Origin of the sequence: Paraburkholderia sp. MM5482-R2, assembly GCF_050436125.1 — a bacterium.
Classification (GTDB): Bacteria; Pseudomonadota; Gammaproteobacteria; order Burkholderiales; family Burkholderiaceae; genus Paraburkholderia; species Paraburkholderia tuberum.
This window is the reverse complement of sequence record NZ_JBNDLP010000002.1, coordinates 4,063,448-4,078,602: the sequence shown is the minus strand read 5'-3', so window position 1 is coordinate 4,078,602 and position 15,155 is coordinate 4,063,448. Positions and strand designations below refer to the sequence as shown.

The following is a 15,155-nucleotide window of genomic DNA, read 5'->3' as shown; positions in this document are numbered from 1 at the left end:
TAAATCCGATTAAAGTGTTTTGCATCAAGGGACTGCATGAAGACGGCACGTCGGATGCCGTTTTCTTTTGCCCAAAGTTGATGTGGCACCAATAAAAAATAACCGCACTGCACCAATTTGATAATCGGGGGCTGATCATTAGGTTTTATTTGCTATTTCCTTGATTCGTCGCGTATATTCCGATTTCCGACGCTTTTCGTCCCGCGCAGTCTTGCTGCGAGAAGAGCGCCGTCGTGGTCCCGAAGCGCACTGCGGCAAAAGCACAATGGTTTAACGGCCTGTCCGGCCTCCTCACAGACGGTGTCCCCATGAACGATCATCAGCAACCGATTCACCCGGTTCCCGCCGCCCAAGGTCTGTACGACCCGCAAAACGAGCATGATGCCTGCGGCGTCGGCTTCGTCGCCCATATCAAGGGACACAAGAGTCACGAAATCATCCAGCAGGGCCTGAAGATTCTCGAGAACCTCGATCACCGGGGCGCCGTCGGCGCCGATCCGCTGATGGGCGACGGCGCGGGCATCCTGATCCAGATTCCGGACGGCTTCTATCGCGAAGAGATGGCCCGGCAGGGCGTGACGCTGCCGCCGGCTGGCGAATACGGCGTCGGCATGATTTTCCTGCCGAAGGAGCACGCGTCGCGCATCGCCTGCGAACAGGAGCTCGAGCGCACGGTGAAGGCCGAGGGTCAGGTCGTGCTCGGCTGGCGCGACGTGCCGGTCGACCACGCCATGCCGATCTCGCCGACCGTGAAGGCGAGCGAGCCGCTGATCCGCCAGATCTTTATCGGCCGCGGCAAGGACATCATGGTGACCGACGCGCTCGAGCGGAAGCTGTACATCATCCGCAAGACCGCGAGCCATCGCATCCAGGCGCTGAAGCTCAAGCACGGCAAGGAATACTTCGTGCCGTCGATGTCGGCGCGCACGGTCGTCTACAAGGGTCTGCTGCTGGCGGGCCAGGTCGGCGTGTACTACCGCGATCTGCAGGACGACCGCACCATCTCGGCGCTCGCACTCGTGCACCAGCGCTTCTCGACCAACACGTTCCCGGCGTGGGAACTGGCTCACCCGTACCGCATGATCGCCCACAACGGCGAAATCAACACGGTGAAGGGCAACGTCAACTGGCTGAACGCGCGTACCGGCGCGATCGCCTCGCACGTACTCGGCGACGATCTGCCGAAGCTGTGGCCGCTGATCTATCCGGGCCAATCGGATACGGCATCGTTTGACAACTGTCTCGAACTGCTGGTGATGGCCGGCTACCCGCTCGTCCACGCGATGATGATGATGATTCCGGAAGCCTGGGAACAGCACACGCTGATGGACGAAAATCGCCGCGCGTTCTACGAATACCACGCCGCCATGATGGAGCCGTGGGACGGCCCCGCCGCCATCGCGTTCACCGACGGCCGCCAGATCGGCGCGACGCTCGACCGTAACGGTCTGCGCCCGGCGCGCTACATCGTCACCGACGACGACCTCGTCATCATGGCGTCGGAAGCCGGCACGTTGCCTATTTCCGAGTCGAAGATCGTCAAGAAGTGGCGTCTGCAGCCGGGCAAGATGTTCCTGATCGACATGGAGCACGGCCGCATCATCGACGACAAGGAACTGAAGGACAACCTCGCGAACGCCAAGCCGTACAAGAGCTGGATCGACGCCGTGCGCATCAAGCTCGACGAGATCGAGGCGAAGGCCGAAGACGTCGTGACGGAACGCCGCGAAGCAGCTGCGCTGCTGGATCGCCAGCAGGCGTTCGGCTACACCCAGGAAGACCTGAAGTTCCTGATGGCGCCGATGGCGCAAGCGGGCGAGGAAGCCGTCGGCTCGATGGGCAACGACTCGCCGCTCGCGGTCATGTCCAACAAGAACAAGACGCTCTATCACTACTTCAAGCAGCTGTTCGCGCAGGTCACGAACCCGCCGATCGACCCGATCCGTGAAAACATGGTGATGTCGCTCGTGTCGTTCATCGGCCCGAAGCCGAACCTGCTCGACACGAACAATATCAACCCGCCGATGCGTCTCGAAGTATCGCAGCCGGTGCTCGACTTCAAGGACATCGCGAAGATCCGCGCGATCGATCAGTACACGGGCGGCAAGTTCAGCTCGTACGAACTGAACATCTGCTATCCGGTCGCCTGGGGCAAGGAAGGCATCGAGGCACGCCTTGCGTCGCTGTGCGCGGAAGCCGTCGATGCGGTCAAGTCCGGCTACAACATGCTGATCGTGTCGGACCGCAAGACCGACCGCGACAACGTCGCGATTCCGGCGCTGCTCGCTACGGCCGCGATCCACACGCACCTCGTGCAGCAGGGTCTGCGCACGAGCACGGGTCTCGTCGTCGAAACCGGTTCGGCGCGTGAAACGCACCACTTCGCGCTGCTCGCGGGCTATGGCGCGGAAGCCGTGCACCCGTACCTCGCAATGGAAACGCTGAGCCAGCTCGCGGCCGGCCTGAAGGGCGACCTGTCGGCGGAGAAGGCGGTCTACAACTTCACGAAGGCAGTCGGCAAGGGTCTGCAGAAGGTCATGTCGAAGATGGGTATTTCGACCTACATGTCGTACACCGGCGCGCAGATTTTCGAAGCGGTCGGTCTCGCCGCGGATCTGGTGTCGAAGTACTTCCACGGCACGTCGTCGAAAGTCGGCGGCATTGGTCTGTTCGACGTCGCGGAAGAAGCGATCCGTTTGCATCGCGAAGCATTCGGCGACAACCCGGTCCTCGCGAACATGCTGGACGCGGGCGGCGAGTACGCGTACCGCGTGCGCGGCGAAGAACACATGTGGACGCCGGATGCGATCGCCAAGCTGCAGCACTCGGCGCGCAGCAACTCGTACCAGACGTACAAGGAATACGCGCATCTGATCAACGATCAGACCAAGCGCCACATGACCTTCCGCGGCCTGTTCGAGTTCAAGTTCGATCCGACCAAGGCGATCCCGCTCGACGAAGTCGAACCGGCGAAGGAAATCGTCAAGCGTTTCGCGACCGGCGCAATGTCGATGGGCTCGATCAGCACCGAAGCGCACGCCACGCTCGCCGTCGCGATGAACCGCATCGGCGGAAAGTCGAACACCGGTGAAGGCGGTGAAGACGCAAACCGTTACCGCAACGAACTGCGCGGCATTCCGATCAAGAACGGCGACACGATGAAGTCCGTGATCGGCGACGAAGTGGTCGTCGACATTGCGTTGAAGGAAGGCGATTCGCTGCGCTCGCGCATCAAGCAGGTCGCGTCGGGCCGCTTCGGCGTGACGGCGGAGTACCTCGTGTCGGCCGACCAGATCCAGATCAAGATGGCGCAGGGCGCGAAGCCGGGCGAAGGCGGTCAGCTGCCGGGTCACAAGGTGTCGGACTACATCGGCAAGCTGCGTTACTCGGTGCCGGGCGTCGGCCTGATTTCGCCGCCGCCGCACCACGACATCTACTCGATCGAAGATCTGGCGCAGCTGATTCACGATCTGAAGAACGTGAACGCGTCGTCGAGCATCTCGGTGAAGCTCGTGTCGGAGTCGGGCGTCGGTACGGTTGCCGCGGGTGTCGCGAAGGCGAAGGCCGACCACGTCGTGATCGCCGGTCATGACGGCGGCACGGGTGCATCGCCGCTGTCGTCGATCAAGCATGCGGGCACGCCGTGGGAACTGGGTCTCGCCGAAACGCAGCAGACGCTGGTGCTGAACCGGCTGCGCGGCCGTATCCGCGTGCAGGCCGACGGTCAGATGAAGACCGGCCGCGACGTCGTGATCGGCGCGCTGCTCGGCGCTGACGAGTTCGGCTTCGCGACGGCGCCGCTCGTCGTCGAAGGCTGCATCATGATGCGCAAGTGCCATCTGAACACGTGCCCGGTCGGCGTCGCGACGCAAGATCCGGTGCTGCGCGCGAAGTTCCAGGGCCAGCCGGAACACGTCGTGAACTTCTTCTTCTTCATTGCGGAAGAGGCGCGCGAAATCATGGCGCAACTCGGTATCCGCAGGTTCGACGACCTGATCGGTCGCGCGGAACTGCTCGACACGAAGAAGGGTATCGAGCACTGGAAGGCGAAGGGCCTCGACTTCTCGCGTGTGTTCTACCAGCCGCAAGTGCCGGCGGAAGTCGCGCGCAAGCACGTCGACGTGCAGGATCACGGCCTCGACCGCGCGCTCGACCACACGCTGATCGAGAAGGCGAAGGCCGCGATCGAAAAAGGCGAGCACGTGTCGTTCATCCAGCCGGTGCGCAACGTGAACCGCACGGTCGGCGCGATGCTGTCGGGCACGATCGCGAAGAAGTACGGCCACGAAGGACTCGCGGACGACGCGATCCACATCCAGTTGAAGGGCACCGCGGGTCAGAGCTTCGGCGCGTTCCTCGCAAAGGGCATCACGCTGGATCTGGTCGGCGACGGCAACGACTACGTGGGCAAGGGCCTGTCGGGCGGCCGCATCATCATCCGTCCGACCAACGATTTCCGCGGCAAGTCGGAAGAGAACATCATCTGCGGCAACACGGTGATGTACGGCGCGATCGAAGGCGAAGCCTTCTTCCGCGGCGTGGCCGGCGAGCGATTCTGCGTGCGTAACTCGGGCGCGACGGCGGTCGTCGAAGGCACGGGCGACCACGGTTGCGAATACATGACGGGCGGCACGGTCGTCGTGCTCGGCGAGACGGGCCGTAACTTCGCGGCCGGCATGTCGGGCGGCATCGCGTACGTGTTCGATCCGGACGGCATGTTCGCGAGCAAGTGCAACAAGTCGATGGTCGCGCTCGAACCGGTGCTGCAACAGGCAGAACAGGAGCGCACGGTCGATCAGGGCGTGTGGCATCGCGGCACGACGGACGAAGCGCTGCTCAAGGGGCTCATCGAGCGTCACTTCCAGTTCACGGGCTCGCCGCGCGCGAAGGCGCTGCTCGAAAACTGGGACGCGGCACGCCGTCAGTTCGTGAAGGTGTTCCCGACCGAATACAAGCGCGCGCTCGGCGAACTCGCCGCGAAGAAGGCGAACAGCGAAGTGCTCGCCGCCTGAGCTGCCTTCACGGAAGTCAACTTTAGACGTACCCGCCGCGTTCCGACCAATCGACGCGCGGCGGGTCCAGATTACCCCTAGATACAGATAGAGAAGAGAACCACATGGGCAAGGCAACCGGTTTTCTCGAGTTCGAACGTCGCCACGAGACGTACGAGGCTCCGCTCACGCGTGTGAAGCACTACAAGGAATTCGTCGCGGCACTGACCGACGACGAAGCGAAGATTCAAGGCGCGCGTTGCATGGACTGCGGCATTCCGTTCTGCAACAGCGGCTGCCCGGTCAACAACATCATCCCGGACTTCAACGACCTGGTGTTCCGTCAGGACTGGAAGAACGCGATCGAAGTGCTGCATTCGACCAACAACTTCCCCGAGTTCACGGGCCGCATCTGCCCGGCACCGTGCGAAGCGGCGTGCACGCTCGGCATCAACGACGACCCGGTCGGCATCAAGTCGATCGAGCACGCGATCATCGACAAAGCCTGGACCGAAGGCTGGGTCGCGCCGCAAACGCCGAAGCACAAGACCGGCAAGAAGGTCGCCGTGGTCGGCTCGGGCCCCGCGGGTCTCGCGGCCGCGCAGCAGCTCGCGCGCGCCGGTCATGACGTGACCGTGTTCGAGAAGAACGACCGGATCGGCGGCCTGCTGCGTTATGGCATCCCCGACTTCAAACTGGAGAAGTGGCAGATCGACCGCCGCATGCGCCAGATGGAAGGCGAAGGCGTGACGTTCCGCACCAACGTGTTCATCGGCAAGCCGGACTCGCTGCCGGCGCACATCGGCAACACGGCGAAGGAAACCATCACGCCGGCCGAGCTGAACGAACAGTTCGACGCGGTCGTGATCGCCGGTGGTTCCGAAATGCCGCGCGATCTGCCGGTGCCGGGCCGCGAGCTCGAAGGCGTGTACTACGCGATGGAATTCCTGCCGCAGCAGAACAAGGTCAACGCCGGCGACAAAGTGCCGAACCAGCTCGTCGCGAAGGGCAAGCACGTCGTCGTGATCGGCGGCGGCGATACCGGTTCCGACTGCGTGGGCACGTCGAACCGTCACGGCGCGAAGAGCGTCACGCAGTTCGAACTGCTGCCGCAGCCGCCGGAAGAAGAGAACAAGCCGCTCGTATGGCCGTACTGGCCGATCAAGCTGCGCACGTCGTCGTCGCATGAGGAAGGCTGCGAGCGCGACTGGGCGGTCGCGACCAAGCGTCTCGAAGGCAAGAACGGCAAGGTCGAGAAGCTGATCGCCGCGCGCGTCGAATGGAAGGACGGCAAGATGGTCGAAGTGCCGAACTCCGAATTCGAAATGAAGGCCGACCTCGTGCTGCTCGCGATGGGCTTCACGCAGCCGGTGTCGCCGGTGCTCGAAGCGTTCGGCGTCGACAAGGATGCGCGCGGCAACGTGCGCGCCACGACCGAGGGCGACAAGGCGTACTACACGTCGGTGAACAAGGTGTTCACGGCAGGCGACATGCGCCGCGGCCAGTCGCTCGTGGTGTGGGCGATTCGCGAAGGCCGTCAGTGCGCACGTTCGGTCGATGCGTTCCTGATGGGGCATTCGGAACTGCCGCGTTAAGCGTCTTCAGCCGGTGTGCGTGCCTGGCGTTCCATGCCGCGCGCGCCGGCGACGATTTGCAGGAAGACGTGGAGACGGCAAGGCGCCCCATGAAGGGCACCTGTAGCGGGAAAGCAATGCAGTAAAAAAGAAACCGGGCTCGCCTGAATGGGGGAGCCCGGTTTTCTTTTATCTCGTCGCGGTGCGTTATGTCCGCCTCATTGGCGATAGCGCGCGAGCGTCAGACCGTCGAGATCGATCTCCGGTTTGCGCTGCGCGATCAGATCCGCGACCACGCGCGCCGAGCCCATCGACATCGCCCAGCCCGTCGAGCCGTGCCCGAGGTTCAGCCATAAGTTGTCGATGTTGCACGGGCCGAGCAGCGGCGCGCCATCGGGCGTCATCGGCCGGCGGCCGACCCAGAAGTGCGCGGAAGTCGGATTGGCCGCGTGCGGAAACCAGTCGCGCAGCACCGTGAGCAGCGTTTGCAGCGCCTGCTCGCGCAACGTCGTCTGGCGATTGCCGAGCTCCGCCGTACCCGCGATGCGCAGGTTGTTGCCGAAGCGCGTGATCGCCGTCTTCAGCGATTCGTCCATCAGTGCCGCCCGTGGCGCTTTTTCCTCGTCGATCACAGGCAGCGTGGCCGAATAGCCCTTCACCGGATAGAGCGGCACCTTCACGCCGAGCGGCGCGAGCAACGCCGCGCTATCGACGCCGAGCGCGACGACCACCGCGTCGGCCGGCAGCGTCTGCGCGCCCTGCTCGCTTTGAATATGCACGCCGCGCACCGTCGCTCCCTCGACATCGAGCGACGTGACGCGCGTGTCGAAGCGAAAGCTCACGCCATTGCGTTCACAGATCGCGCGCAGTTCGCGGGTGAAGCGCGCGCAGTCGCCGGCTTCGTCGTCGGGCAGATAGAGGCCCGAGAACGGCGCTTGACGCGCCCAGCGCAGACCGGGCTCGATCTCCGCGCACTGCGCGGCGCTGACTTCCCGATGCACGATGCCCCCCTCGCGCAGCACCGCAAGCGCCGGCTGCGCGAGTTCGACGTCGTACTCGCTGCGAAACAGTTGCAGATAGCCCTGGCTGCAGCCGTAGTCGAACGGATGACGGCCGCGGAATTCGTGCAGGCAAGCGCGGCTGTAGTACGCGATGCGCTGCATACGCTGCTTGTTCACGCGAAAGCGGTCGAGGTCGCACTCGCGCAGCCAGCGCGCGATCCAGCGCCATTGAGCCGGATCGAGCGTCGGCCGGAAGATCAGCGGCGAGGCCGGCTTGAACAGGTACTTGAGGATTTTCACCGGCATGCCGGGCGCGGCCCATGGCGTCACGTAGCCCGGCGCGATCACGCCGGCGTTGCCGAAACTCGTGGACAGGGCGACGTCGGGTTCGCGCTCGATCACCGTCACGTCGCAGCCTTGCTGGCACAGATAAAAAGCAGTGGCGACGCCGATGACGCCGCCGCCGAGTACGATCGTTTTCATGATTGGGAACTGCGGTGTCAGACGATCTCAAGCGGCGGAGCCAGCCGCCCCTAGCACCTTGCCCTTCGTTTCCGGCAGGCACAACGCGGCGACGATCACGAGCAGATACCCCGCGCCCGCGACGATGCCCATCGCCTTCACGAGTGTCATCGTCTGCGCGAAGGTACCGACGAGTATCGGAAAGAACGAGCCGAGCCCGCGCCCGAGGTTGTAGCAGAAGCCTTGCCCCGAGCCGCGGATTTCGTTCGGATACAGCTCCGACAGATACGCGCCGATGCCCGCGAAAATCCCCTGCACGACGATGCCGAGCGGAAAGCCGAGCGCGAGCATCATCGTGTCGGTGATCGGCAGCATCGTGTAGACCATGCCGAGCACGAACGAGCCGACCGCGAACAGCACGAACGACGCGCGCCGGCCGATCCTGTCGCACAGAATCGCGCCGACGATATAGCCGGCGAACGAACCGACGATCAGCACGATCAGATAGCCGCTCGTATTGAACACCGACAGATGGCGCTCCGTCTTCAGATAGGTGGGCAGCCACGTCGTGATCGCGTAGTAGCCGCCGAGCATGCCGGTGCACAGCGCGCTGCCGAGCACAGTTGTCTTCAGATGCGCGGCCGAGAAGATCTGCATGAAGTGCGACGTGTTGATGCCGCTTTCGCGCGCGCGACGCGTCGCGACAAAGATGTCGGGGTCGCTGACGTTGCGGCGGATATAGATGATCCATGCGGCGGGCAGCAGGCCAACCCAGAAACACGCGCGCCACGCGTACTGCTCGGGCAGCAGCGCGAAAGCCGCCCAGTAGACGATCGCCGCGGCCGCCCAGCCGAACGACCAGCTGCTCTGCACGGTGCCGACCGCCTTTGCGCGATGCTGTGGAGAGCGGATCGTCTCGGCCATCATGATCGTCACGACCGACCACTCACCGCCGAAGCCGATGCCCTGCAGCGTACGCGTGGCGAGCAACTGCCAGAACGACTGCGTGAAGCCAGACAGGAACGTGAAGATCGCGAAGGTGGCGATCGTCCATTGCAATACACGGATGCGGCCGTGGCGATCGGCAAGAATGCCGGCGAGCCAGCCCCCGATCGCCGACGAAATCAGCGAGCTGGTGGCGATCATGCCTGCTTCGCTTTTGCTCATGCCCCACGTCGCGATCAGCGTCGGGATGAGGAACGAGTAGATCATGAAGTCGAACGCGTCGACCGCGTATCCGCCGAAACCGGCGAATAGCGTGCGACGCTCGCGCGGGGTCAGCTCGGTGAACCATTGGAGAGAAGACATGTTTTGTTGTGGTCTCCAGGTTTCTTGTGCCTGCGGGGGCCGGATGGGAGGGTGTCAGTATTCTACGGGGATGCGGCGTCGTGAGGCCAGTTGGGGTCAAAAAGGGCGTGCGCGAGGTAACGGCCGATAAGGCACCGCAAGGGAACGGAAATCAGTGGGCCAACCGTCCCTCTTTTTTCTTACTAACCCCTACGATGTAACGCAAAACTTTCTGGTCAACGTTAAACTGCGTCTGCAGCCCCGGCTGCCCCACGCAATCCTCCTATACACCTGTCGCCCCGATGTCCGTTACCGCGAAAAACCGTTCGCCTTTCCGCGCCTTTGCGAGCACGACCGTGCCCGTGGAGCGCGGCATGCCCGGCGAAGCGTCGGCGGCGCGGCGACGCTTTCTGAGGGGCTCGGCCGGTGCGATGCTGGCCGCGGGTTTCGGCAGCACGCTGCTGTCCGCCTGCGGCGGTAGTCTCGAAGCCGATCAGCCGGCTACGCCGCGGCTCGTGTCGGTCAGCAACTTCCGCGATGTCGGCGGCGCGGGTGCCGGCTACCTGACCGTCGACGGCAAACAGATGCGGCGCGGCGTGTTCTATCGCGCGAACGCGCTGACGCTGAGCGGCACCGACACGGCGACGCTCGACAAGCTCGGTATCGTGTCGGTCTACGACCTGCGCACGCCCGCCGAAATCGCACGCGCCGCCGACGTGCTGCCGAGCGGCGCGACATCCTCGACGCTGAACGTGCTCGGCACGAACGACTTCGTCGCGCCCCCGGTCGATTCTCCCGTCGACGCCGTCGCGTTCATGCAGGCGCAGGCGCGCGCGTATGTGACGGGCGGCCCGCAGCGAGCCGCCTATGGCGCGTTGCTCGGCGCGCTCGCCGACGGCACGGGCGCGCAGCTATTCCACTCGAACGCGGGCAAGGATCGCGCGGGCTGGGTCGCGGCGCTGCTGCTCAGCATCGCCAACGTTCCGCTCGACGTGATCATGCAGGACTACCTGCTCAGCAACGTCTATCTCGCGCCATCGATCGCCGCGCAAACTACCACGCTGCGCGCGCAGGAAGGCGCGGCCATCGCGACGGCGAGAGCGCCGTTGCTCGACGTCGACGAGAACTATCTGCAGGCGGGCTTCGACCAGGTGCAGGCGAGCTACGGCACGATGGCGAGCTACCTGACGCAAGGCCTCGGTCTTTCCACGGCGACGGTCGACGCGCTGCGCAATCGGCTCGTGCATTGACGCGCTTCGCTGGCGCGCTTTGGTGGCCTTCCTGCAGCGCAAAAAAAAGTCCGCCGCAGAGGTGCGGGCGGACCGGGAAGGGCTGCATCAAGGTTGCCGGGGGTGACTATAAGGCCGCACCCCGCGCGACAGTCGATGCGGTAAGGGCAGGTAAGTGTCCGGTCCGCGCCGCGTTTGCCTGCGAACATCCTTACGACAGCGCCGGGTCCACCGGCAATTCGATCCGCACTTCGAGCCCCCCCTGCGCGTGATTGCGCACGAGGCAGCGTCCACCGCGATCGTGCGCGAGCCGCGCGACGATCGCGAGACCGAGCCCGCAATGGCCTTCGCCGCCGCGCGCGGCGTCGAGCCGCACGAACGGCTTCATCGCCGCGGCAATGCGGTCGTCGGGAATGCCGGCGCCGTGGTCGCGCACGCTGATCGTCCAATGACGGTCGCTGCACGCGGTCGAGATTTCCACGGGCGGCATGCCGTGTTCGAGCGCGTTGTCGACGAGGTTCGTCACGAGCCGGTCGAGCAGCGTGCGCGGCAGCGTGAACGAGGGGCCGGCGCGCAGATCGAGCGCGAACAGCGGGGTTTCGGCGGGGTCCGCCGCTTCGGCGGTTTCAGCGGCCTCGGCGTAATCGCCCGAGGAAAACTGCTCGCGCAAGAACTCGTCGACTTCGACGGGCGGTCCGGCGTCCGCCGATTGGCCCGCGAATTCGAGGAACTGCTGGACGATGTTGGTCAGGGAATCGACGTCGCGGATCAGGCCCGCGCGCTCGTTTTCGTCGACCAGCACGCTTGCGCGCAGCTTCAGGCGCGTGAGCGGCGCCTTCAGATCGTGCGCGACGCCGGCGAGCATCACCGCCTGGTCGTCGCCGGCTTCGTTCAGGCGCCGCATCATGTCGTTGAATGAGCCGATCAGCTCACGCAGTTCGCGCGGGCCCTGCACCGGCACGGGTTGGGGCCGGCCGCCCGAGCCGAACGCGCGCGACGCATCGGCCACGCGCGACAACGGCCGTTGCATCTGCCACACCGCGAACAACGACAGGATCAGCCCGGCGACCAGCATCGACACCGATTCGATCAGAAAGCGCGGCGGCGGCGGCAGGTCGACCGGCACGACGACCCAGTTCGACTTGCCCGGGACCAGCACCCACAGTTGCGGCGGACGCAGATCGTCGACGGCGATCTGCGTGCCGGCCGGCAGGTTCTCACGCAGGTGCCGGCTCAGTTCGACCACCATATGCTCGTGCGGCTCGCGCAGATGCACGCTGGTCGGCATGTTCCAGGTGGGCACCAGATGCACGCGCATCGCCGGCGCGAGCGCGGCGCCCTTGATCGGCTCGCCGTTGATCGCCTGCAGCACGAGCAGAATGCCGCGCGCGAAGCCGTCGATTTCATGGCGCGGCGGCTGCATCGTCACCAGCACGAACCAGCTCGCCTGAATCGCGAACAGCACCGCCGCCGACAGCAACGCCATTCTGCCGAACAGCGTGTTCAGCGGATTTCTCATGCGCTCGGGGCGGCCCCGTCCTCGAAGGGTGTGCCGTTGGCGTCGGGCACGAACACGTAGCCCTTGCCGCGCACCGTTTGCACGTAGCACGGGTTCGACGGGTCGTCCTCGATCACGCGGCGCAGGCGCCAGATCGGTACGTCGAGGCTACGGTCGCGGAACGCGAGGTTGTCGCGATGCACGAGATCGTGAATCAGCACGCGCGACAGCACCTTGTACGGATTGTTGACGAAGATCTTCAGCAGCGCGAATTCGCTGTCGCGCAGCGGCAGCTTGGCGTCGTCGCGGCTCAGCGAGCGCGTGGCGAAGTCCAGTTCGAATGGACCGAAGCGATAGCGCTTGCGTGCTTCGGGCGCGCTCGTGGTGGACGGCCCGCGCCGGCGCAACACGGTCTGGATCCGCACGAGCAGTTCGCGCGGATCGAACGGCTTGGTCAGATAGTCGTCCGCGCCGAGCGACAGGCCGACGATGCGGTCGGCCACCGTGCCGCGCGCGGTCACGAAGATCACTGGGATGTCGTCGCCGGCGGCGCGCAACGCGGTGAGCGCGCGCAGGCCGTCGGTGTTCGGCATCATGATGTCGAGCACGACGACCGACGGCCGCTCACGCTCGAGACGACGCTGCAAATGGGTGCCGTCATGCAGCACGGACGCATCGAAGCCGTTCGACTGCAGAAACTTGCAAAGCAGATCGCGTACGACCGGATCGTCGTCGACGATAAGGACCTGTGGATTCATGGCGAAATTCTAGACTGGCCCGCCCGACGCGCGACCGGGCATTTCCTTACCAACGCTTACTGTGTGCCGCTCGGTGCTGGCGGGCTCGCGCCGGGGCGGATCAGCGAAGGTGCAGCGCTTACTTTAGCACTGCCTGATCCGGCTCTGCGCGACGACAGGCACGCGATGACAACAGTTGGCAAGCACTCGAAAGCCCTCGCAAGCCCACGGAACGGATCGTAACAACCGCGCGAAAGCGTGCTTTGCTTCGCCCATCGTCGGCACCCGCGCGGCGCGATGATTGGTTCCGCAGCAAGTCGCGCCGCACGCCGAACGAGGCCCGCTGCCTCGGACGACGGCGCGCGGCGTTCAACCGACACCGGTGCGCAATGCGCACCTTCGCGAGGTCCATCATGACGATCCACAATACGCTCAGTTCCATGCCTTTCTCCTCGCTGGCGAATAAGCCGGCCACGGAGAAATCCGCCAGTTCAAACTCCACGGGCGCAGCGGCGAAATCGCAGCAGAGCGCCGGGCTCGGGAAGCCTGCACTGCCTGCGCCGGGCACGGGGCTCATCGGCCATCTGCTCAACACGACTGCGTGAATCGGCGAGGTCCGCGTGCCATTATCCAGAACTACTGAGCAGCGGCGGCGCGCCGTGGCGTGGCTCGTTGCCGGCGCGCTGCTGTTGCCGCTCGGCGGCTGCGGCGCCGCGGCGCTGCCGTGCCGGGTCACGGCGGCGACCCTGAAAGTGCTGCCGGTCGTCGGCCATGCGGCGGCGACGCCTTTCGACATGTGCGCTTCCGCGATCGATTGAATCATGACGCTCACCCGGATGGTTGGTGCACTGATGCTGCTCGGCGGCGTGCTGTCGTGCGCTGCGCATGCACAGCTCGTCGCGCGCAGTGCGAAGGCGGCCAGCGCGGCATCGAATAGCGTCGTCACCGACACGCGGCGGCGCTCGCCGGACGCGCCGTTTTCGTTTCGCGGCGTCGCGCTCGGCATCACGATCGACGAATTCCGTGCGGGCTCGACCGTGCGCGCGACGCCGGTCGGCAGCGTGCCGATCTGCGAGACGGACGTGCAGGCCGGAGCGCTCGGCATGCGGCTGAAGTCGCACGATAGCCTGAGCGTCGCATGCCGCTGGGCGCATCGCGATGATGAACGCTGGGCGGTGTCGCAGGCCGTGGTCGATGGTGCGCCGGCGCTCGAACACGTGATGCGCTTCGCGCGCATTGACGGGCAGGGCGCGCTGCGTCTCTACGAGATGTCGTTCGTGGTCGACGAGCTGACCGCGGAGGATCTGCGCGACGCGCTCGAGGATCGTTACGGGCCGCCGCGTCTCGCGACGCGCAACGCGGCGGCGCCGGGCGCGATGCCGATGTACGTATGGGAGAACGCGGTGAGTTCGATCACGCTGTGCTTTCTGCCCGGCAGCCGCAACGGCACGCTCACGTATCTGCTGAAGGGCTCGGATGCGTGGATGAAAGCGGTCGTGCGGCAATGGCAGGCGAGCGGCGCCGACGCGGGCTGACGCGGGCTGACGTTTGCCAGGCAACCCTGATTACCGGTGCGATCCCAGCGCCGAAACCGGGCGGTGTCCGGATAGGCCGCCTCACTTCGACTCCTTTCATCCTTTCCGCCACGGAGCCAGCATGACCGCGCTACGTCTCACCCTCGTGCTCGGCGCCGCGAGCTGTCTCGCGGCCTGTTCGAGCGCGCAGACCAGGTCGATCGTCGAAACGCCGATGGCGCCGCCGCTCGCGTCCGCGCCGTTGAACGTCAACACGCAAGGCGCGATCTATCAGGCCGGCGCGCCGTTGCTGCTGTATGAGACGCCGCGCGCGCAGCACGTCGGCGACGTGCTGACGATCCGGCTGTCGGAATCGTATAGCGGCAACAACAGCGCCAGCGCGTCGGCGAACCGCACGAGCAGCATCACCGCGACTGCCGCGGATCAATCGACGAATGCCGCCGCGCGACTCGCCAAACTATTCAACATCGGCTCTGCCAGCACCGACTACAAAGGGCAGGGCAATCTGAGCGACATCAGCGACATGACGGGCACGCTAGCCGTGACCGTGATCGGCACGGTGTCGGGCGGCAATCTCGTCGTGTCAGGCGAGAAGGTGATCGCGATGAGCGGGACCCGCGACCGTCTTCGACTCTCGGGCATCGTCAATCCCAAGGACATCGAAGCAGGCAATTACGTCGCGTCGAGCAAGGTCGCGAACGCGCGCATCGAGCAGGCGGGCCTCGGCATGGTCAACGATGCGACGACGATGGGCTGGCTGCAGAGGATGTTTCTGAGTGTGCTGACGTTTTGACCGTCAGCCGGGTCAGCGCGGTGCGCGCGACACCGCGCTGCGCGTTAC

General features: G+C 65.0%; 11 protein-coding genes. 7 read left to right on the top strand and 4 right to left on the bottom strand.

Translation table 11 applies throughout. The annotated features are described in order from the left end of the window. Nucleotides 1-308 precede the first annotated feature (308 nt). Both OKW37_RS21745 and OKW37_RS21740 read left to right on the top strand, forming a co-directional pair. Nucleotides 309-5,012, top strand: a complete 4,704-nt coding sequence (locus OKW37_RS21745; protein WP_429408126.1) for a glutamate synthase-related protein — start codon at nt 309-311, stop codon at nt 5,010-5,012. A 104-nt stretch (nt 5,013-5,116) separates the two neighbouring features. Beyond that, nucleotides 5,117-6,586 (top strand): glutamate synthase subunit beta, encoded by a 1,470-nt coding sequence (locus OKW37_RS21740; RefSeq protein ID WP_090802122.1) that lies wholly within the window; start codon nt 5,117-5,119, stop codon nt 6,584-6,586. A 197-nt stretch (nt 6,587-6,783) separates the two neighbouring features. Here OKW37_RS21740 and OKW37_RS21735 read toward each other — a convergent pair whose 3' ends face one another. Continuing rightward, the gene (locus OKW37_RS21735; RefSeq protein ID WP_429408128.1) at nt 6,784-8,049 is read right to left on the bottom strand and encodes a D-amino acid dehydrogenase; all 1,266 of its coding nucleotides are present in this window, start codon (nt 8,047-8,049) and stop codon (nt 6,784-6,786) included. A 27-nt stretch (nt 8,050-8,076) separates the two neighbouring features. Next, entirely contained in the window at nt 8,077-9,336 is a 1,260-nt protein-coding gene (locus tag OKW37_RS21730; RefSeq protein WP_429408130.1) for an MFS transporter, read from the bottom strand. A gap of 353 nt (nt 9,337-9,689) precedes the next feature. Between OKW37_RS21730 and OKW37_RS21725 the strand changes: the two genes are divergently transcribed. Further along, a complete protein-coding gene (locus tag OKW37_RS21725; RefSeq protein ID WP_429356245.1) occupies nt 9,690-10,565 on the top strand; it encodes a tyrosine-protein phosphatase in 876 nt (291 codons plus the stop codon). A 190-nt stretch (nt 10,566-10,755) separates the two neighbouring features. Here the strand turns inward: OKW37_RS21725 and OKW37_RS21720 are convergent, their stop codons facing one another. Beyond that, a complete protein-coding gene (locus OKW37_RS21720) occupies nt 10,756-12,063 on the bottom strand; it encodes an ATP-binding protein (RefSeq protein WP_429509913.1) in 1,308 nt (435 codons plus the stop codon). Next, the gene (locus tag OKW37_RS21715) at nt 12,060-12,800 is read right to left on the bottom strand and encodes a response regulator (protein ID WP_018420192.1); all 741 of its coding nucleotides are present in this window, start codon (nt 12,798-12,800) and stop codon (nt 12,060-12,062) included. Before OKW37_RS21715 ends, OKW37_RS21720 begins: the two co-directional genes overlap by 4 nt. A gap of 392 nt (nt 12,801-13,192) precedes the next feature. Here OKW37_RS21715 and OKW37_RS21710 point away from each other — a divergent pair, with 392 nt between their 5' ends. The 4 genes from OKW37_RS21710 to OKW37_RS21695 all read left to right on the top strand — a co-directional run bounded on the left by OKW37_RS21710 (nt 13,193) and on the right by OKW37_RS21695 (nt 15,107). Next, on the top strand, nt 13,193-13,384 hold the full coding sequence (locus OKW37_RS21710; RefSeq protein WP_429408132.1) for a hypothetical protein: 192 nt from the start codon (nt 13,193-13,195) through the stop codon (nt 13,382-13,384). 15 nt (nt 13,385-13,399) lie between these two features. Continuing rightward, nucleotides 13,400-13,597, top strand: a complete 198-nt coding sequence (locus OKW37_RS21705) for a DUF6726 family protein (RefSeq protein ID WP_184070632.1) — start codon at nt 13,400-13,402, stop codon at nt 13,595-13,597. Between the two features lie 3 nt (nt 13,598-13,600). After that, a complete protein-coding gene (locus OKW37_RS21700; RefSeq protein ID WP_429408134.1) occupies nt 13,601-14,314 on the top strand; it encodes a hypothetical protein in 714 nt (237 codons plus the stop codon). Nucleotides 14,315-14,435: 121 nt separating this feature from the next. After that, nucleotides 14,436-15,107 carry a flagellar basal body L-ring protein FlgH gene (locus OKW37_RS21695; RefSeq protein WP_184035706.1) on the top strand — a complete coding sequence of 224 codons (672 nt, stop codon included), beginning with the start codon at nt 14,436-14,438 and terminating at the stop codon, nt 15,105-15,107. Nucleotides 15,108-15,155 lie beyond the last annotated feature (48 nt).

Coding starts and splice junctions, on each gene's coding strand:
- OKW37_RS21730 (WP_429408130.1), bottom strand. CDS start 9,336: ATGTCTTCTCTCCAATGGTTCACCGAGCTGACCCCGCGCGAGCGTCGC.
- OKW37_RS21720 (WP_429509913.1), bottom strand. CDS start 12,063: ATGAGAAATCCGCTGAACACGCTGTTCGGCAGAATGGCGTTGCTGTCG.
- OKW37_RS21715 (WP_018420192.1), bottom strand. CDS start 12,800: ATGAATCCACAGGTCCTTATCGTCGACGACGATCCGGTCGTACGCGAT.
- OKW37_RS21745 (WP_429408126.1), top strand. CDS start 309: ATGAACGATCATCAGCAACCGATTCACCCGGTTCCCGCCGCCCAAGGT.
- OKW37_RS21735 (WP_429408128.1), bottom strand. CDS start 8,049: ATGAAAACGATCGTACTCGGCGGCGGCGTCATCGGCGTCGCCACTGCT.
- OKW37_RS21740 (WP_090802122.1), top strand. CDS start 5,117: ATGGGCAAGGCAACCGGTTTTCTCGAGTTCGAACGTCGCCACGAGACG.
- OKW37_RS21725 (WP_429356245.1), top strand. CDS start 9,690: ATGCCCGGCGAAGCGTCGGCGGCGCGGCGACGCTTTCTGAGGGGCTCG.
- OKW37_RS21710 (WP_429408132.1), top strand. CDS start 13,193: ATGACGATCCACAATACGCTCAGTTCCATGCCTTTCTCCTCGCTGGCG.
- OKW37_RS21695 (WP_184035706.1), top strand. CDS start 14,436: ATGACCGCGCTACGTCTCACCCTCGTGCTCGGCGCCGCGAGCTGTCTC.
- OKW37_RS21700 (WP_429408134.1), top strand. CDS start 13,601: ATGACGCTCACCCGGATGGTTGGTGCACTGATGCTGCTCGGCGGCGTG.